15 protein-coding genes are annotated in these 20,078 nt (G+C 35.2%); 9 read left to right on the forward strand and 6 right to left on the reverse strand.

Translation table 11 applies throughout. The features are described from left to right. The first annotated feature begins 187 nt into the window (after window positions 1-187). The gene (locus AC5SR4_RS08695) at window positions 188-484 is read left to right on the forward strand and encodes an isoamylase early set domain-containing protein (protein WP_495355854.1); all 297 of its coding nucleotides are present in this window, start codon (window positions 188-190) and stop codon (window positions 482-484) included. Between the two features lie 74 nt (window positions 485-558). Here AC5SR4_RS08695 and AC5SR4_RS08700 read toward each other — a convergent pair whose 3' ends face one another. The 5 genes from AC5SR4_RS08700 to AC5SR4_RS08720 all read right to left on the reverse strand — a co-directional run bounded on the left by AC5SR4_RS08700 (window position 559) and on the right by AC5SR4_RS08720 (window position 5,685). After that, window positions 559-1,383 (reverse strand): thymidylate synthase, encoded by an 825-nt coding sequence (locus AC5SR4_RS08700; RefSeq protein ID WP_495355855.1) that lies wholly within the window; start codon window positions 1,381-1,383, stop codon window positions 559-561. A 254-nt stretch (window positions 1,384-1,637) separates the two neighbouring features. Beyond that, on the reverse strand, window positions 1,638-3,161 hold the full coding sequence (locus AC5SR4_RS08705) for a NupC/NupG family nucleoside CNT transporter (protein WP_495355856.1): 1,524 nt from the start codon (window positions 3,159-3,161) through the stop codon (window positions 1,638-1,640). A gap of 20 nt (window positions 3,162-3,181) precedes the next feature. Further along, on the reverse strand, window positions 3,182-3,808 hold the full coding sequence (locus tag AC5SR4_RS08710; protein WP_495355857.1) for a bifunctional nuclease family protein: 627 nt from the start codon (window positions 3,806-3,808) through the stop codon (window positions 3,182-3,184). A gap of 121 nt (window positions 3,809-3,929) precedes the next feature. Continuing rightward, complete coding sequence (locus tag AC5SR4_RS08715) at window positions 3,930-4,889, reverse strand: electron transfer flavoprotein subunit alpha/FixB family protein (RefSeq protein WP_495355858.1); 960 nt, start codon at window positions 4,887-4,889, stop codon at window positions 3,930-3,932. Between the two features lie 49 nt (window positions 4,890-4,938). After that, the gene (locus AC5SR4_RS08720; RefSeq protein ID WP_495355859.1) at window positions 4,939-5,685 is read right to left on the reverse strand and encodes an electron transfer flavoprotein subunit beta/FixA family protein; all 747 of its coding nucleotides are present in this window, start codon (window positions 5,683-5,685) and stop codon (window positions 4,939-4,941) included. Between the two features lie 246 nt (window positions 5,686-5,931). On the opposite strand from AC5SR4_RS08720, the gene AC5SR4_RS08725 reads away from it, so the two are divergent. The 8 genes from AC5SR4_RS08725 (at window position 5,932) to AC5SR4_RS08760 (ending at window position 19,461) form a co-directional block, all read left to right on the forward strand. Beyond that, window positions 5,932-6,909 carry a pyruvate dehydrogenase complex E1 component subunit beta gene (locus AC5SR4_RS08725; RefSeq protein WP_495355860.1) on the forward strand — a complete coding sequence of 326 codons (978 nt, stop codon included), beginning with the start codon at window positions 5,932-5,934 and terminating at the stop codon, window positions 6,907-6,909. Between the two features lie 78 nt (window positions 6,910-6,987). After that, window positions 6,988-9,492: a DUF5686 and carboxypeptidase-like regulatory domain-containing protein gene (locus AC5SR4_RS08730; RefSeq protein ID WP_495359171.1), complete on the forward strand. Its 2,505-nt coding sequence runs from the start codon at window positions 6,988-6,990 to the stop codon at window positions 9,490-9,492. 204 nt (window positions 9,493-9,696) lie between these two features. Next, a complete protein-coding gene (locus AC5SR4_RS08735) occupies window positions 9,697-10,224 on the forward strand; it encodes an inorganic diphosphatase (protein WP_495355861.1) in 528 nt (175 codons plus the stop codon). A 154-nt stretch (window positions 10,225-10,378) separates the two neighbouring features. Continuing rightward, window positions 10,379-12,742, forward strand: coding sequence for a sodium-translocating pyrophosphatase (locus AC5SR4_RS08740; RefSeq protein WP_495355862.1), 2,364 nt, complete (start codon window positions 10,379-10,381; stop codon window positions 12,740-12,742). Window positions 12,743-13,010: 268 nt separating this feature from the next. Continuing rightward, on the forward strand, window positions 13,011-13,739 hold the full coding sequence (locus AC5SR4_RS08745; protein WP_495355863.1) for a hypothetical protein: 729 nt from the start codon (window positions 13,011-13,013) through the stop codon (window positions 13,737-13,739). Window positions 13,740-13,757: 18 nt separating this feature from the next. After that, the gene (locus AC5SR4_RS08750; RefSeq protein ID WP_495355864.1) at window positions 13,758-16,514 is read left to right on the forward strand and encodes a TonB-dependent receptor; all 2,757 of its coding nucleotides are present in this window, start codon (window positions 13,758-13,760) and stop codon (window positions 16,512-16,514) included. A 2-nt stretch (window positions 16,515-16,516) separates the two neighbouring features. Beyond that, on the forward strand, window positions 16,517-17,734 hold the full coding sequence (locus AC5SR4_RS08755) for a DUF4249 domain-containing protein (protein ID WP_495355865.1): 1,218 nt from the start codon (window positions 16,517-16,519) through the stop codon (window positions 17,732-17,734). Window positions 17,735-17,748: 14 nt separating this feature from the next. Next, window positions 17,749-19,461, forward strand: coding sequence for a hypothetical protein (locus AC5SR4_RS08760; protein ID WP_495355866.1), 1,713 nt, complete (start codon window positions 17,749-17,751; stop codon window positions 19,459-19,461). Here the strand turns inward: AC5SR4_RS08760 and AC5SR4_RS08765 are convergent, their stop codons facing one another. Continuing rightward, a complete protein-coding gene (locus AC5SR4_RS08765) occupies window positions 19,462-20,076 on the reverse strand; it encodes a deoxynucleoside kinase (RefSeq protein ID WP_495355867.1) in 615 nt (204 codons plus the stop codon). Between the last annotated feature and the right edge of the window lie 2 nt (window positions 20,077-20,078).

A 20,078-nucleotide genomic window follows, 5' to 3' on the forward strand; every position in this document is an offset into this window, starting at 1 on the left:
ATCAGATATAAACATATTTTTGCCATTGTTAAAAACATAATTAATGCGCTAAAAATTTGCCAGCTTTAAATTAAGTTAAGGCCATATTATTAAATTGATAATTCTTATAGGTAAAGTCATTTTTAATGATAAGCCAATTATAATGTTTTATAAATTTGCGTAGTACACAACACAAAAAAAATTAATTATGGCTATTACAAAACAATATTTAAAAAGCAAACCAGTTTGCAAGGTAACATTTTCCATTCTTGCAAAAGACGCAAAAAAAGTATCACTTGTTGGAAGTTTTAATGAGTGGGATACCAAATCTACACCTTTAAAAAAATTAAAGAGTGGTGTTTTTAAAGGTACTGTAGATTTAGATAAAGACGATTCTTATGAATATAAATATGTAGTTGATGGGACCTATGTAAATGACGATGCTGCCGATGCCTACGCTTGGAGCGATTATGCAGCTGCAGATAATAGTGTAGTGAATGTTTAGTTAAATCCTAATTAAACTCAAAAAAAGACCATCTAATAAGGTGGTCTTTTTTTTTGTAAATAATATCTTAAGGACTAAATTGCCACAATACCCTTAATGTGCGGATGCGGATTATAGTCTTCCAAACTAAAATCTTCAAACGTAAAGCTAAAAATATCTTTTACATCTGGATTTAGTTTCATTTTCGGCAATGGTCTGAGTTCTCTAGATAATTGTAATTCCAGTTGCTCAAAATGGTTGCTGTAAATATGGGCATCGCCAAAGGTGTGGATAAATTCACCAGCCTCATAACCACAAACTTGTGCCATCATCAACGTGAATAGAGCATAAGACGCAATATTAAAAGGAACTCCCAGAAAGATATCAGCACTGCGTTGGTACAACTGGCAAGATAGTTTCCCGTTAGCCACATAAAATTGAAAGAAAGCATGGCAAGGTGGCAAAGCAGCTTTACCATTGGCAACATTTTCGCTAAATGATTTTGAGGTATCTGGTAGTACAGATGGGTTCCATGCCGATACTAGCATGCGTCTACTATTAGGGTTGTTTTTTAAGGTTTCTACAACCTCTTTTATTTGGTCTATTTCATCACTGTTCCAGTTACGCCATTGGTGTCCATAAACAGGGCCTAAATCACCATGTTCGTCTGCCCATTCGTTCCAAATGCGCACCCCATTTTCAGTAAGGTATTTTATGTTGGTATCGCCTTTTAAAAACCAAAGAAGTTCATAAATAATAGACTTTAAATGTAGTTTTTTGGTAGTAACCATAGGGAATCCCTCGCTCAAATCAAATCGCATTTGATACCCAAAAACACTTTTGGTACCAGTGCCAGTACGATCGCTCTTTACATTTCCATGTTCTAAAACATGTTTTACTAAGTCGTGATATTGCTTCATGCCATCTGCCGTCTTCCCAATTAGAAGAAACTGTTTTTAATTAAAATTAATTGTGGGTTAAAAATATAAAAACAACCAGCTATTTGCTATTAAATTTAAGGCTAATTATTAATAGGTTATTAACCACACAGTGTCTCTTAATATTAGAGCGCACAAAATTGTTAAGTTGATCAGTTGAAAACATTAAGTTAATCAGTTGGAGAGATTAGGTTAATCAGTTAAAGACATTAAGTTAATCTTTCTAAGATTATAACTTATCCAATAATCATACCGGCAATGGTAGCCGAAACTAGAGATGCTATAGTGCCCCCAATTAAAGCTTTCATCCCAAATTTAGATAAGGTTTTACGCTGCCCGGGTGCCAACGATCCAATACCCCCAATTTGTATGCCTATAGAGGCAAAATTGGCAAACCCACAGAGCATATAAGTTGCCATAATGATGGATTTTTCGTAGTTAAGATGTACAATATTAGCAACATCTTTTAAATCTCTAAGTTGTATGTAACCTATAAATTCACTGGCTGCAAGCTTAATGCCCAGTAGTTGCCCCATCATCATAATATCCTCTTTAGCTACACCAATAAGCCACATTAAAGGGGCAAAGGCATAACCTAAGACAAACTCAATGGACAGACTATCGTATCCCGTATTACCAGCAATCCAATTGTTTATAGTAGAAACATCGCCAACCCAACCTAAAATGCCATTAAACATGGCAATAAATGCCACAAAAACCAATAACATAGCTCCTACGTTAACGGCCAACTTTAAGCCTTCAGTTGTTCCGTTGGCTATAGCATCTAAAAAATTAGAACCTATTTTTTCTTGGGAGACTGAAACATTGGTATTGATGTTTTCTGTTTGCGGATACAATATTTTTGAAACAACAATAGCCCCGGGAGCAGCCATAACAGATGCAGCTAAAAGGTGTTTGGCATAAAATAATCTAAGCAAAGGGTCATCGCCACCTAAAAACCCAATATAGGCTGCTAACACGGCGCCAGCAACTGTAGCCATACCACCAATCATAACCAATAGCATTTCAGATTTATTCATCTTTTCCAAATAGGCCTTAATTAAAAGAGGGGCTTCAGTTTGTCCTAAAAAAATATTACCGGCTACACTTAAACTTTCAGCACCAGATATTTTTAATGCTTTTGAAAGTAACCAGGCCATTGCTTTTACCACTTTTTGTATAATGCCCAAATAGAATAAAACAGAAGTTAAAGCCGAGAAAAATATAATGGTTGGCAATACTTGAAAGGCAAATATAAACCCGAAAGTATCCATATCAACCACTAAACCTTCAAATAAAAACTTGCTACCGGCTCTGGTAAAGTCTAGAACGCTGACAAACAAACTGCCAACAAACTCAAAACCGGCCTTAATTAATTCAACTTTTAAAACTCCAATAGCTATAAGTAATTGAAAAGCCAACCCAATACCAACAATTTTCCAATTAATGGCCTTTCGGTTGCTGCTAAATAAAAATGCTATAAAAATTAAGCAAATCATTCCCAAAGCACCTCGCCAAAGGCTGGTTATAGTAAACCCCTGGCTACTTATAATAGGTTTTGAAGCAAGAGTCGTAGTTACAGTTGGCTGTTCTGTTTTTTGTGAATTGGTTTTTAACGAATCGGCAGCCATTGTAGCTATTGGCTGTGCTACGATTTCAGTTTGGATACTATCTGGTGTTGTAATTTTGTCTGTGCTCTGTGCGGTAAGTGTAATGGAAATTGAAAGAACTAGGGCAACGGACAAAAAAACATGTTTCATAGTAATGCTAGTGTGTATGGTTATTCGCGTTTGGATATTTCATCCCGGATGTGTGCAGCTTTTTCATAATCTTCATTAGCAACCGCTTCGTCCAATAGGTTTTGAAGCTCTTCCAGAGTTTTGCCTTTCAAGTTTTCTCGTGGCGAACTGCTTGGCTCTAGCTCATTGGCTATTAAATCGTCAACCAAAACACTGTCCTGCGATTCATCACGTTCTTTATCTTTTTTAGGGTTCACCTTTAAATAAATACCAGCTTTGTCAAGAATGTTTTTGTATGTAAAGATAGGTGCTTCAAAGCGCAGCGCTAAAGCAATAGCATCACTAGTTCTGGCATCTATAATCTCTTCAATTTTATCACGTTCACATATTAAACTGGAGTAAAAGACACCATCTACTAACTTATGGATAATAACTTGCTTTACAATAATATCGAAACGATCGGCAAAATTTTTAAATAAATCATGTGTAAGGGGTCTAGGGGGGCGGATTTCTTTTTCCAGTGCAATGGCTATAGATTGGGCCTCAAAAGCACCAATAACAATAGGTAGTTTTCTGTCTCCGTCTAATTCATTTAAAATCAATGCGTAAGCGCCATTTTGTGTTTGGCTATAGGATATTCCCTTTATATTTAATCTTACTAAACTCATAAACTTATCAAAACGCAAAGAACTGTTTAAATTAGGACTTTACCAACTGCCAACGGCAGATTTAAGAAAATTAATGCTAATTTAAGCAGTTCCTTAAACAATACAATTTATAAAAAATAATTTATTGTTGCGCTTTAAACGCTTTTAATTTTTCAATTAGCCGGGGTACAACTTCAAAAGCATCGCCTACTACACCATAATCAGCAGCTTTAAAGAAAGGTGCTTCAGGATCGGTATTTATAACCACTTTTACTTTAGAGGCATTAATACCAGCTAGGTGTTGAATGGCCCCCGATATACCTATAGCAATATATAAATTTGAAGCTACTGGTTTACCGGTTTGTCCAACATGCTCTCCATGAGGACGCCACCCTAAATCAGATACCGGTTTAGAGCATGCAGTCGCAGCCCCTAGCACATCGGCTAATTCCTCAATCATGCCCCAGTTTTCAGGCCCTTTAAGCCCGCGACCTCCAGAAACCACAATATCAGCATCGGCAATACTTACTTTATTGGTAGCTTTGTCTACCGACTCTACAGTAACCCCCATATCTGAAATAGTAGGAGCAAAGGCCTCAGTTGCAGCAGCACCATTACTTTCTACCAATCCAAAAGCATTATTTGAAACACCAACAATCTTTACATCGGTATTAATGGTTATATTTTCAAAAGCTTTATTGGTAAAAGCGTTGCGTTTTACTGTAAAAGGGTTTGTGTTTAAAGGAGCTTCAATAACATTAGAAGCATAACCAGCATTTAAACTAACCGCCAACAAAGGAGCTAAATACTTACTATTGGCACTTGAACTTAAAACAACAACCTTAGAGGCATCCTTTTCAGCAGCTTGTTTAATGGCTTGGGCGTATCCACTGGCATTAAATTTTTCCAATTGTGAATTGGATACCGTTAAAACCTTATCAACACCATACTTGGTCAATGCCGAAGCGTCGTCTATGTTAAATGCTATGGCTGTAACCGTTGTGCCTAATTGGTTAGCCACAGCTTTGGCATAGGAAGCCACTTCAAAGGCTGTTTTTTTAAAGGTTCCTTTTTCGGATTCTGTATATACTAAAACTGACATGTTTTTTATTTAAAGATTAAAAGATTTAATAATTGAATGATTGTTGTTTCTAAATAACTTTAGCTTCATTGTGAAGTAAATTAACCAACTCATCTAAATTATCAGGAGCTACTAATTTTACAGCACCTTTTGGTGCAGGCTTTTCAAACTTAACAGAAGTTGTTTCGGCACTGGCATCAATAGGGTCTACAACCGTTAAGGGTTTTTGTCGTGCCATCATAATACCTCGCATGTTAGGAATACGTAGGTCGCTTTCTTCAACCAATCCCTTTTGGCCACCAATAACTAAAGGCAATGATGTAGAAACAGTTTCTTTACCACCATCTATTTCTCTAATAGCTTTAACCGATGTGCCATCAATTTCCAAACCAATACAATTATTGATAAAATTTGCTTGTATTAAACCAGCAATCATACCAGGAACCATACCGCCATTATAATCAATAGACTCACGGCCAGCTATTATTAAATCATAAGCATCATTTTTTGCAACGCTAGCCAATTGTTTCGCAACCGAAAACCCATCATGGGCCGGTGCATTTACGCGAATGGCAGCATCGGCGCCTATAGCTAAAGCTTTACGCAGTGTTGGCTCGGTTTCAGCACCTCCAACATTAACTACAGTAACATGGGCACCTTGTTTTTCTTTAAACCACATAGCACGTGTTAATCCAAATTCGTCATTCGGATTAATAACAAATTGCACACCATTCGTATCAAATTTGGTGTCGTTATCAGAAAAATTGATTTTAGATGTGGTGTCTGGAACATGACTAATGCACACTAATATTTTCATACTTTTTTTAGTTTAAAAGGTTTATGTGTATATGAGCTTATTTTAATCAGTTTAGATAAAATCATAACACTGAACTCATAACTTTGAACTTCGAGTTATCGAGACTGCGAAGTTAATTATTTTATTCTGATTATTTAGTATGCATGCATAGTAAATTTTGATAAAATCGCAGTAATTTTTAAATAATTCCTATTAGAAGGTTTGTTATTTATTGCTATTTTTGCAATTCGAACTAATAATTACTTAATGAAGACAATTCAATTTAGAGAGGCGATCTGTGAAGCCATGAGTGAGGAAATGCGCCGAGATGAGAGCATTTATTTAATGGGAGAAGAAGTAGCAGAATATAATGGTGCTTATAAGGCATCAAAAGGGATGTTAGATGAGTTTGGCCCCAAGCGTGTAATCGATACACCCATTGCAGAACTTGGGTTTGCAGGTATAGCTGTTGGATCGACCATGACAGGAAATCGCCCTATAGTTGAATATATGACCTTTAACTTCTCGTTAGTTGGTATTGACCAAATCATTAATAATGCAGCAAAGATTAGGCAAATGTCTGGCGGCCAGTTTAAATGCCCTATTGTTTTTCGTGGGCCAACAGCTTCGGCAGGACAATTAGGTGCCACACATTCACAGGCTTTTGAAAGTTGGTTTGCCAACACACCTGGTTTAAAAGTGGTTGTGCCTTCAAATCCATATGATGCCAAGGGACTGCTAAAAGCAGCTATTCGTGATGACGACCCCGTTATTTTTATGGAGAGCGAGCAAATGTACGGCGACAAAGGCGAAGTGCCAGAAGGGGAGTATATATTGCCATTAGGGGTAGCAGATATTAAACGAGAAGGTACCGATGTTACCATCGTATCTTTTGGGAAAATCATTAAAGAAGCCTATAAAGCTGCTGATGAACTTGAGAAAGAAGGTATTTCTTGTGAAATAATCGACTTACGTACCGTACGCCCAATGGATAGAAAAGCAATTATTGAATCCGTTAAAAAAACAAATCGCTTAGTAATTCTGGAAGAAGCATGGCCTTTTGGAAATGTATCAACCGAAATTACCTATTTAGTACAAAGTGAGGCTTTTGATTATTTAGATGCTCCTATTGTAAAAATAAACACAGCCGACACACCGGCACCTTACTCGCCAGTTTTACTAGCAGAGTGGTTGCCAAACAGCGATGATGTTATTAAAGCGGTAAAAAAAGTATTGTATATATAATTATTATATAAGAAACCATATTTTTTACGTTATATAAACTTCATTAGCATGATTGTTGATGGAGTTTTTTTATATTTTATGAACTTAAAACTACTTATCACATTTTTTCTATTTGGAATTATAAGTGCATTTGCGCAAACAAAAGTTAGCGGATATGTATTTGATGAGTTTAATGACCCCGTTCCATTTGCCAACATTATATTTAAAGGCTCAACAAAAGGCACTATAACTAACGAAAATGGTAGGTTTTATTTAGAATCCGATGAAACATGGGAGACTTTAACCGTGTCTTTTATAGGGTATGAAACCCTAGAGATTCCATTAACCAAAAAAGTAAATTACGATTTAAAGTTTACCCTAAAAGAAGAAGCTGCCCAGCTGGACCAAGTTTTTATAGTTTCAGGCAAACAATCCAAAAAGAATAATCCTGCTATTGATATCCTTAGAAAAATATGGGAACACAAGCGTAAAAACGGATTAAACCTCTATAAACAATATCAGTACGATAAATACGAAAAAGTAGAGTTTGATATCAATACCATAGACAGCGCACTTATTAAAAGCAAGTTGTTTAGAGGGATGGAGTTTGTTTTTAATGAAGTAGACACCTCTAGAGTTACAGGCAAAACCTATTTGCCCATGTTTATTAACGAAGCGGCATCAACTGTTTATGGCGACAACCTTATTAACAAAGAAAAAGAGGTACTAAACGGCAATAAAAATTCGGGGTTTAGTGATAACCAAGTAATCATAGATTTTGTGGATGATCTGTATTCAGACTATAATGTGTATGATAATTACCTGCGTTTTTTTGATAAAAGCTTCGTAAGCCCACTATCAACAACAGGCATAAACACTTATAACTATGTTTTAAAAGATAGTGCCTATATAGACAACAAATGGTGTTTTAATATCATTTACTATCCCAGACGTAAAAACGAGCTGACCTTTAAAGGCGATTTTTGGGTGGCCGATACAACCTATGCCATTAAAACCATTAATCTACAGGCATCAAAAAGTGCTAATATTAACTGGGTAAAAGAAATTTATATCGAACAAGAATTTGAAGTCCTAAACGACTCCCTGTTTTTAGTGAAGCGCGACTATATGATGTCCGACTTTGCATTTAATAAAAAAGAAGCTTCCAGAGGTATTTATGGCAAACGAACCACCTTGTATGATAATTATAAGTTTGATATAGAAAAGGACAAAAAGTTCTATGAAGAAGAAGTGTACAACTACGATAAAGATGTTTACGATAGAGACGATGCCTTTTGGGAAGCAAACCGTTTGGAAGCCTTAAACAAAGACGAAAAGGGAGTTTATAAAATGCTGGATACCTTAAAAACCGTAAAAAAGTTTAAACGTCTTTATAACTTAGGAAGTATTTTAGCCTCTGGCTATATCGAGTTCAATACCTTGCCGTTAGATTATGGTCCTATATTTTCAACCTTTGGGTTTAACGAAGTAGAAGGTTTGCGTTTACGCACTGGGGGGCGCACCTATTTTGGAAGAAATGATTTATGGCGATTGGAAGGCTTTTTAGCCTATGGCTTTAAAGACGATAAATTTAAATATGGCATTTCAGGAAAGTGGTTATTGGACAAGAAAAGCCGGCTCATTATTTCAGGAGGCAATAGGCGCGATGTAGAACAAATAGGAGCCAGTTTAACAACCAGTACCGATGTCTTGGGCCGTAGTTTAGCATCCTCATCCGTAGTAGGTACAGGAGCCAACGATAAGCTAACCTCCATTAACCTAACCAGTTTAGCTATAGAGGCAGAACCCTGGCGAAATGTTATTTTTAGGTTGGGAGGTAATTATCGAACCTTAGAATCGGCATCATCTACCTTTAGTTTAGATTATAATACCCCAGAAGGTGTAGCATCAGAAATCAAACAATACGAGTCCACGTTATCGGTATCCTACTTTCCCAAGCGAAAAATGACAGGCTTTGGGGTAGAGCGTAAAGAAGCCAATGATGATTTTGCTCGGCTTTTTGCTCAAGTAAGTCGTGGTGATAAAGCCATTTTTAGTAGTGATTTTGATTATACCAAAGTACAATTCTCATACATTCAACCTTGGCAAATAGGAGGCTTTGGTAGGTTAACCACAACCATTGAAGCTGGAAAAACCTTTGGCGAAGTGCCCCTTGGTTTATTAAGTGTAATACCAGGAAACCAAACATATTTCTCTATTTACAATACTTTTTCACAGTTAGATTTTTATGAATTCGTATCAGATACTTACACCTCATTTCATTTAGAGCATAACTTTAACGGACGCCTATTTTCAAGAATTCCCTTTTTACGAAAATTCAATCTACGTGAAATTGTAAGTCTACGTGGGGTTTGGGGCGATATCTCCGATGAAAACATAGCGTTAAACACCACCGGCAACCCTTATAGCATCCCATTAATAGCGCCCAACAATAAAGTTTATTACGAATATAGTTTTGGTATAGGCAATATATTTAAGGTATTTAGAATCGATTTTAACTTTAGAGGAAACTATTTAGATCCTATTGAGAATCCCGATGCTAGAAAATTTGGTATTACAGGAACATTCGGATTTTATTTTTAAGCCCTTTTTTTATTTCAGATTATTTATATAAAATATTTGAGTACTTCCATAGGATTTAGGTGTACGAATAATGTGTTCAAAGTAATTGCTGTGCCATAATTTTTTAATGGAATCATTGCCGTATCATTCAAAACAAAATCCAATAACAAAACCTTGCACCAACCCAAACCAATCAGTACCTTTGCACCTTAAATTGAATATAGAATGAGTATAGATAAAACAGTAACTTTTGATGTATTGATAGAGATACCAAAAGGCAGTAGAAATAAATACGAATACGATTTTACATTACATAAAATTAGGTTCGATCGCATGTTGTTTTCATCCATGATGTATCCAGGCGATTATGGGTTTGTTCCAGAAACTTTAGCTTTAGACCAAGACCCCTTAGATGTATTGGTGTTAGGGCACCAACCTACATACCCAATGGTAGTTATGGAAGTGAGACCCATAGGTGTTTTTCATATGACCGACGAAAAAGGCCCAGATGAGAAAGTAATTTGTGTACCCGTATCAGATCCTATTTGGAGCAAGAACAAAGATATTAGTGATTTAAACCCACATAGATTAAAAGAAATTGAACACTTTTTTCAAGTATATAAGGATTTAGAAAAGAAAAAAGTAGATGTTGGTGGCTGGGGAAATGCCGATGAAGCCGTAAAGATTTACCACGAATGTGTTAAAAGGTATGAAGAGAGTGACCACAAGAAAAAAAGAACCTTTACTATATAAATTAAAAGATTCACAAAATATTACGAAAAAAATGAACCATCTTAAAACAAAGGTGGTTTTTTTTATCACTTATATTTTACTATTTTTAGCGACGTTTAAAAAAAGAACTCCAGAAAAGAGTTTATGATATTAACTTAAAACCAACTAATTTCATATGGATTTAATAATAAAATTTTTACCGCTGTTTGGTGTATTAGCACTAGCGTTTGTATTTATTAAAAGTGCTTGGGTAGCAAAGCAAGATCAAGGAACAGATCGCATGATCAGGATTGCTAAAAATATTGCCGATGGCGCCATGTCTTTCCTTAAGGCAGAATATAAAATTTTATCAGTATTTGTTATAGCAGTTGCTATTCTACTCTATTTTAAAGGCGCTAACGAAGTAGGGTCCAACGGTATGGTAGCTGTTTCCTTTATTGTTGGGGCTATTTGTTCAGCTTTAGCAGGCTTTATAGGTATGAAAGTAGCTACCAAAGCTAACGTTAGAACTACCAGTGCAGCTAGAACATCCTTAGGAAAAGCATTAGAAGTTGCCTTTGCCGGTGGTGCCGTTATGGGACTAGGCGTGGTTGGCTTAGGCGTTTTGGGCTTAAGCAGTTTGTTTATGATTTATAGTGAAATGGGCTGGGGGTTAAATGAAGTGCTTAATGTGCTTTCTGGCTTTTCATTAGGAGCTTCATCTATAGCGCTATTTGCACGTGTAGGAGGCGGTATTTACACCAAGGCTGCCGATGTTGGCGCTGATTTAGTAGGTAAAGTAGAGGCAGGAATACCAGAAGACCATCCTTTAAACCCTGCAACCATTGCTGATAACGTTGGAGATAACGTTGGAGATGTTGCTGGTATGGGAGCCGATTTGTTTGAATCGTATGTAGGGTCTATAATAGGGACTATGGTGCTGGGAGCTTTTATAATAACACCCGATTTTGCAGGCTTAGGAGCTGTATATTTACCATTAGTGTTGGCAGCAATAGGTATTATTATGTCTATTATAGGAACCTTTTTTGTAAAAGTAAAAGATGGCGGAAATCCGCAAACAGCATTAAATATTGGAGAATTTGGTTCAGCAGGATTAATGGTTATAGCATCCTATTTTGTTATAACCGCATTACTTCCAGAAACAGTTGAAGGCTTACCTTTTGGTGCTATGGGGGTTTTTTGGGCAACCATTGCAGGCTTGGTAGCTGGATTGGCCGTTGGTAAAGTAACCGAATATTATACGGGTACAGGAAAGGCACCAGTAAATTCTATCGTAAAGCAATCTGAAACAGGTTCTGCAACAAACATAATAGCCGGACTGGGCATTGGAATGATGTCTACTGCAATTCCAATTTTACTAATTGCAGCTGCTATTTTGGTATCCCATTATTTTGCAGGTTTATATGGTATAGCTATTGCAGCAGTAGGTATGTTGGCAAATACAGGCATTCAGTTAGCTGTTGATGCTTACGGACCCATATCAGATAATGCTGGAGGTATAGCAGAAATGGCAGAGTTACCAAGTGAAGTACGTGAGCGAACCGATAAATTAGATGCCGTTGGTAATACCACGGCCGCTATTGGCAAAGGTTTCGCCATTGCTTCTGCTGCGCTTACGGCATTGGCATTATTTGCTGCTTTTATGAAAACAGCCAATGTAATAGCTATTGACGTATCACAGCCTGATATTATGGCAGGATTACTGGTGGGTGGTATGTTGCCGTTTGTGTTTTCCGCTTTATCTATGAATGCTGTAGGTCGTGCTGCCATGTCTATGATTGAAGAGGTGCGTCGTCAGTTTAGAGATATTCCACAACTTAAAGCTGCTTTAGAAGTGATGCGCAAGTATGACTCCGATATGAGTAAGGCTTCTAAAGAAGATAGGGCAATTTTTGATGCTGCAGATGGTTGTGCAGAATACGATAAGTGTGTGGCTATATCAACAAAGGCATCTATAAAAGAAATGGTATTACCAGGCTTGTTGGCTATTGCAGTACCAGTAGCAGTTGGTTTTATTGGTGGTGCAGAAATGTTAGGAGGCTTGCTGGCAGGAGTTACTACTTGCGGTGTACTTATGGCTATTTTTCAATCAAATGCTGGAGGTGCTTGGGACAATGCCAAGAAAACCATAGAAGAACAAGGTAGAAAAGGTACAGAGGCTCATAAAGCAGCCGTAGTAGGTGATACAGTAGGCGATCCATTTAAAGATACATCAGGGCCTTCATTAAATATTTTATTGAAATTAATGTCGGTAGTAGCTTTGGTTATTGCGCCAAGTATAGCATTATCTTCAGATGTTGTTACGGCATATGTATCAGATAGTGTACAAGAAAAAGTTGAGGTAGTAAAGGAAGTAAAGGTGGATATGAATAAAAATGAAGATGGTACTGTTAAAGCAGTTGTAAAAACCATAACCACAAATAATGGCGAACAATCCACTAGCTATAAAACCTTTGAAGGAAGTGAAGCAGAAGTGAAAGCAAATCTTGAAGCCTTAGAAAATAATGTGGCAACTGTTATAGAAGAAACCATTAAATAACGCAACTACTTAATTTTATATACTTAAAACCACACTTATAAGTGTGGTTTTTTGCTTATATGTGCTATCTTAAACATAAAAGATTACCAATGTCTCTTTTTTACAATTATTACACATGCAACCCTTATAATTTAGCGCTTTAAAATACTGTAAAAGTTTTGTTTTTAACGCATAATAAAGTAAGAATTCACAGAACAAATGTTAATTGTTTGTTTTCTATGTGTCAAATATTAAAATAATATTAATTTTAAAGAAAAAACGACCCCGCATGCGTGACTATTTTTATGTTGTTATTCTTCATGGTTTATTAGTAGTTAATTTTTGTTTTTCACAATCACAATCACAATCGGCAATACCAAGTAAACAGTATTATAAATTTTATGATGCATCTACACTTACAGAAAACAGTGATATTTATAATGGCTTAGAATATGTGGATGAATTTAGAAGCCTAAAATCAGATAATCACAAATTTTATTACTCATTTGATTTTGTAAATGGATTTGTTGTTTATAACGGACAGCCATTTTACGATTTAAAAATGAAATACGATTTGTTAAGAGACTTAATAGTTATTGAGTTTGTAAATGTTAAAGTCAATAACTTAAGTTTAAACCCTTCGTTGGTCGAATCATTTGTTGTAAACCAGGATAAATTTGTTAGACTTTCCTTTAACAAGACCTTAGAGCCTTTTTATGGTAATGGTTATTTTAGGGAAGCTTATAAGGGTAATACCTATTCATTTTATATTAAGTATGAAAAGAAAAAGATAGAAAAAATACGTAACAAAAAGGTCTTTTATGTTTTTACAGATCACAATACCTATGTTTTGCAAAACAAAGAAGTCTTTTATAAAGTTGATAAATTAAGAGACCTTATAAAGGCCATACCAGAAAAAAAGAATCAGATAGAAGCATTTTACAAAACTAACAAAAGACAATACAGAAACAATAAGCACCAATTTTTAGTTAGGCTCTTAACGAGCATAGAAAGATAATTATAGACAGTACTATATATGATTATAAAAAGAATATTTTTTGCATTGCTTTTATTGGTGTTTTTACAAACCAGCCATAGTCAATCCAACAAAAAAGTATCAATAAGTTTTAACGATGTTACGCGTATCGATGCCATTTTACAATTAGAACGTGAGGTAGATTTTGTGTTTTATTTTGATAAGGATTGGTTTGATAATTCCTTAATAACAAAAACTTTTAATAATGTTGAAGTTACTACCATTGTAGAAGGTATATTGGAAGATACACAATTAAATTACATTTTGTTGGACAAAAGAATTGTGCTTACCAAAAACAACGCGATAGTAAACGAACTGCCTCTCAATTTTTTTGGAACTGATGAAAAGCAAGAGGAAGACAATATTAAACCTCCAGTACTACAAAAACAGTTTGTACAAAGTTCGGCAAACAATACAGGCAAGGTATATGCCATAGGTAAAGAAAATAAGGCATCTTCAAAAAATGAGTTTATGGTTTCAGGATATATAACAGATTTTAAAACGGGTAGACCCATTGAAAATCTAGCTGTTTTTGTGACTGGGGAAAATGCTAATGCCTCAACCGATGCTAATGGATTTTATTCGTTAAAGCTCCCTTCAGGGTTTAATATTTTAGAAACCTCTTCGTTGTCTTATGGCAAGCAACAAAAAGAAATAATTGTTTATGGTGATGGTACCTTAAATTTCAGTCTTGAAGAGTCTCTTGAACAATTGGAAGAAGTAGTCATAGAGTCCAATAAAGATGATAACATAAAGAAAGCCTTAGTGGGTGTTACCAAAATAGATGTAGAAGGAATAAAGAATATACCCTTAGTATTGGGAGAGCGTGATATTTTAAAAGTAGCCACTACCATGCCCGGGATAAAAACAGCAGGTGAAGGCGCTTTGGGATATAATGTTAGGGGAGGTAAAGTAGATCAAAATTTAATTCTTTTTGATAATGCAGTAATGTACAACCCCTCCCATTTTTTTGGAGTGTTTTCTGCTATCAATCCATTTGTTACTGGAAGTGTTGATATCTATAAAGGTAGCATACCTGCAGAATTTGGGGGGCGTTTATCATCTGTAATAGACATTTCAACAAAAGAAGCCAATATGGAATCTTTTGCAGGAGAGGGTAACATAGGGCCCATTACTGGAAATTTAACTTTAGAGACGCCTATAGTGAAGGATAAAATTTCTGTAATGGCGGGGGTAAGGGCTACCTATTCAGATTGGGTTCTTAAATCTATAAAAGAAGAATCCATTAAAAATAGTCGAGCATCTTTTTACGATGCGGTTTTAAAATACGACCACAAGATAAATGAAAATAACTCCTTACAGGCAACAGGCTATCTTAGTCACGATGAGTTTAGTATCTCGTCAGATTCTGTATTCAGTTACAGCAATCGCCTAGCTTCTATCAAGTGGGACCATAAGTTCAATGACAAGAATAGGGCAACATTACAATTGGCCAATAGCCAGTATAAATTCAATATAATTTATGAAGGCGATTTTAATAGAAATTTTGATTATGGTTACAATATTAACGAAACACAGTTAAAATTAATGGCTAACTATAATCACAGCAAAGCGCATAAAATCAGTTATGGATTAAGTAGTAAATTATATGATATACAGCCGGGAGACATGAAACCTTTAGGCAATCAGTCTGTTATAGAGAGTAGGCATGTGGAAAGTGAAAAAGGCTTAGAATCGGCAGTGTTTATCTCAGATTTATTTGAAGTGAATGATAAATTGTTGTTGGATATTGGCTTTAGGTATTCTTTGTACGCAGCATTGGGGAAAAGTGTTCAAAATATTTACAACCCCAATCTGCCCATAAGTGAAGAAAGTGTTATAGATATCAAGACATATGGCAATAATGAGATTATTAAAACATATGGAGGTCCTGAGGTACGCCTCTCTGGTAGATATTTTTTGTCCCCAAGTATGTCAATAAAAGCAGGGTACAATAAAACTATTCAATACTCTCATTTATTATCTACAAATACAACTGCTTCTCCTGTAGATTCGTGGAAATTGTCAGATCTTAATATTGAACCACAGCGGGCAGACCAATACTCGGTGGGCTTGTATAAAAACCTTAAAGATGACCTTTATGAAGTTAGTCTTGAGAGCTATTATAAGCGCATGAAGAATTTGCTTGATTTTAAAATTGGTGCAGAATTGATCTTGAATGAAAATATTGAAACCGAATTATTGCCAGGTACAGGAAAAGCCTATGGGGTAGAGTTTTTAATAAAGAAGAAAAAAGGCCGATTAAATGGCTGGTTAGGCTATTCCTATTCCAGAACATTGGTAAAATTGGATAGTGAGTTTCTAACAAATCGAGTTAATAACGGTGAGTATTTTGCAGCCAACCAAGATAGGCCCCATGATTTAAGTTTAGTTTCTAATTTTAGAATTACAAAACGTTATAGCATTTCATTCAATTTTAATTACCAATCGGGTAGACCTATTACATATCCCATTGGAAAATATACCTATGGAGGTATTGAGCATGTGTTGTATAGTGATAGGAACAAGTACCGAGTACCAGATTATTATAGGCTCGACCTTGGTTTAAATATAGAAGGGAATCACAAAAATGTAAAATTGGCACATAGTTTCTGGAACATTTCAGTCTATAATCTTTTAGGAAGAAACAATCCTTACTCTGTGTTTTTTGTGAATGAAAACGGTCAAATAAAAGGCTATAAATCGTCTATATTTTCCATACCCATTCCAACAATAACATATAATTTTAAGTTCTAAAAATGCGTAGATTACATGTAATATATAGTATGGTTGTCATTAGTTTAATTGGTCTGGGCTTAACAAGTTGTACAGAACAATTTGAATTGAAAACAGAATCATTTGAGGATGCGCTTGTTGTTGAGGCAACCATAACGGATGAATTAAAAGCACAGGAGATTAAAATTTCAAGAACCTATTTACTTGAAAACGACCTTCCTGTTTTAGAAAATAATGCCAATGTTAGGATAGAGGACAGCAACCAAAATGTTTATAATTTCACCGAAACTGCTAATGGGTTGTATACATCTACTGCTGCATTTCAAGCAGTAGAGGGGGTCTCTTATACGCTTTATATAAACACAGTCGATGGAAAGCAATATGTGTCTTCAGAAGAATCTTTAGCTGCCAAGGCTACGATAGATAGGTTGTATGCTGAGGCTATTACCATAAATGGAGAACCTGGAATTCAGGTTTTGGTAGATACTAATGAAGATTTGGGGAATGCACAGTTTTTTAGGTATGAATATGAAGAAACCTATAAAATTGTAGCGCCTTATTTTGTTTATTATGATGCGGTGATTACCAATTTGACATTTGGTGAGGATCCAGACCCTCCACTTGAATATAATTTAGAGATGGTACCTAGACCAGAAGAGCAAAAAACATGTTATTCATCCAATTATTCTAATAAAATTATAATTACCAATGTTAATGGCCTATCTGAAAATTCGCTTAAGCAATTTCCTGTTCGTTTTATACCGGTAGGTGACCCTATTTTAAGGGATCGATATAGTATTTTAGTAAAACAATATGTGCAATCTGTTGATGCAAATAATTATTATAAAATTTTAAAAGCGCTCAGTTCTGATGAAAGTGTTTTTGTAGATAGCCAACCTGGCTTTATTCAAGGGAATGTGTTTTCTCAGCAAAGTTCAAGCGAAAAGGTTATTGGCTTTTTTGATGTATCGTCTGTAACTTCAAAAAGAATTTATTTTAATTACTCAGATTTTAATATAGCAATGCCCCCTTATTTTTATGAGTGCGAATTAGCTGTTTTAGATTATAATAAAATAGGGCCAGACGAGCCTAATGAGCGCTATTTATTATATCAATTATTAACTTTTGATAATTATAAATATGTTGGTAATAATGATTTAATATATTCTGTTGTAAGACCAGAATGTGGCGATTGCACAACATTTTCATCAAGTATAAAACCAGTATTTTGGGAAGATTAATTAAACATATAACAATGGTAAGCACAATGGTATTGTGTTTATTAAGCCATGTTATCTTGGCACAAGAGACTAACCACCTTAAAACATTACCAAATGAGGATATGTATTTAAGTTTGAATACTAACATATTTATAGCTGGTGAAGCACTCTACTACAAGTTATATAGTTTGGTAAATAATAATAGCCCCAGTACTATTAGCAAAATTGGGTATGTGGAGCTTATCGATGAAAAGGGCGCTCCACTTTTTAAGCATAAACTGAAATTGAGTAAAGGTCTAGGACAGGGTGATTTTTTTATTCCATCAAATGCACCCACAGGACATTATAAAATGGTGGCCTATACCAAATGGATGAGTAGTAGTAATTCTAAACCTTTTTATGAGAAGGATATTTACATTATTAATCCCTATATACCGTTCGATACAAACAAAATTAATGTAACAAAAGCATCGGTCAGTGTTCAAGTTAAAGATATCGAACAAGATGCCATTAAATCGAATAACTCACCTATTGACATTATTACTGAATTTAAGGATTACAATACAAGGAGTCTTGTTTCAATACAATTAAACAGCAATTTAAGTGTAACAGATCTGGGCAACTTCAGTTTGTCTGTTAGAAAAGTCAGTCCAGTGAAAATTCAGAGACATTTGGATGCCAGTGAGGCCGTTGATATTGTAAACAAGTCCAATGATGGGGTACTGCCAGAAATTAGGGGTGAAGTTATATCTGGAGTAGTTAAATCTAAGGCAGATGATGCTTTGGCCCCTAATAAAATTGTTTCAATATCCATTCCCGGAACTAATTTTATCTATAAGAATGCTAAAACAAACCAAACCGGTAGATTTTATATAAACCTGCATGAAAATTATAACGATGGGAGTGTATTAATGCAAATTTTAGATGAGCAAAGCCAGGATTATAAGATTGTTTTAGATGATGCTGCATTTCAGTATTATAATGATTTAAACTTTCAAACCATATATTTAAATCCTAATATAAAAGAATGGTTATTAAAGCAGAGCATATATAGCCAGATTGAAAATACCTATCTAAACTCTAAACAGGATAGCATTATTAACCAAGCACCTCCAAGTGTTTTTTATGGCAAACCAAGCGTTGTTTATGTTTTGGATAATTACAAAAGGTTTCCAACCTTAAAAGAGACATTTATTGAAGTTATAGAAGAAGCTGCTATGCGAAGAGAAAATGGCAGCTTTGAGTTTAAGGTGTTTAATTATGAGGAACAACGAAGTAATTATTTTAGAGATTGGGATCCTTTAGTGCTTTTTGATGGTGTATTAATACAAAATACGGAAGATGTTATTAACTATGAAGCCCATAAAATTGAAAAAATAAGTATTGTTAGAGGTATTTACTTCTATGGACCAAGTATATTTAATGGTATTATAGATGTTACAACCAAAAACGGTGATTTTAGATTGGTAAGTAACGGAAGTAATATGGTAGAATTGCCACTTAAGGCTCCGGAAAGACCAAAACTATATTACAAACCGAATTATAAAAGTGGAGACGTTGATTTGAAAAGAATCCCAGATTACAGGAACCAATTATTGTGGCTGCCAAATATTCAAATGGATGCTAATACCAAGTCAATTATGTTTTACACTTCTGATGTAGAAGGCACTTTTGAGATTGTGTTGGATGGATTTACCCAAACAGGAAATCATATAGTTTCGAAAGCTTATATTAAGGTAAACGAGTAATTAAAATAACCCATTTATTTCAGCATCAATGGTATTAATTACGTAACCTAAATCTTCAGGTTTGTCTACAAAATTCAATCTATCTACATCAATAATAAGCAATTTTCCTTTGTCGTAGCCATGAACCCAAGCTTCATAGCGCTCATTTAACCTGCTTAGATAATCAATGCTTATGGAATTCTCATAATCGCGCCCACGTTTATGAATTTGTGAAACTAAATTAGGAATGGAACTTCGCAAATAAATTAAAACATCGGGACCATGTACCAAAGATTCCATCAAATCAAAAAGTGATTTATAGTTTTCATAATCACGATTGGTAAGCAACCCCATAGCGTGTAAGTTTGGAGCAAAAATATGGGCATCTTCGTAAATAGTCCTGTCTTGAATAATATCTTTACCACTTTCCCTAATTTGCAACACTTGCCGAAACCTACTGTTTAAAAAGTATACTTGTAAATTAAAACTCCACCGCTCCATTTGATTGTAAAAATCGTCTAAGTATGGATTATCTACAACGTCTTCCAGTTGGGCTTCCCATTTATAATGTTTTGCTAGTAATTTAGTGAGCGTTGTCTTTCCTGAGCCAATATTTCCGGCAATAGCAATATGCATAA

The organism is Aestuariibaculum scopimerae (genome assembly GCF_059428085.1).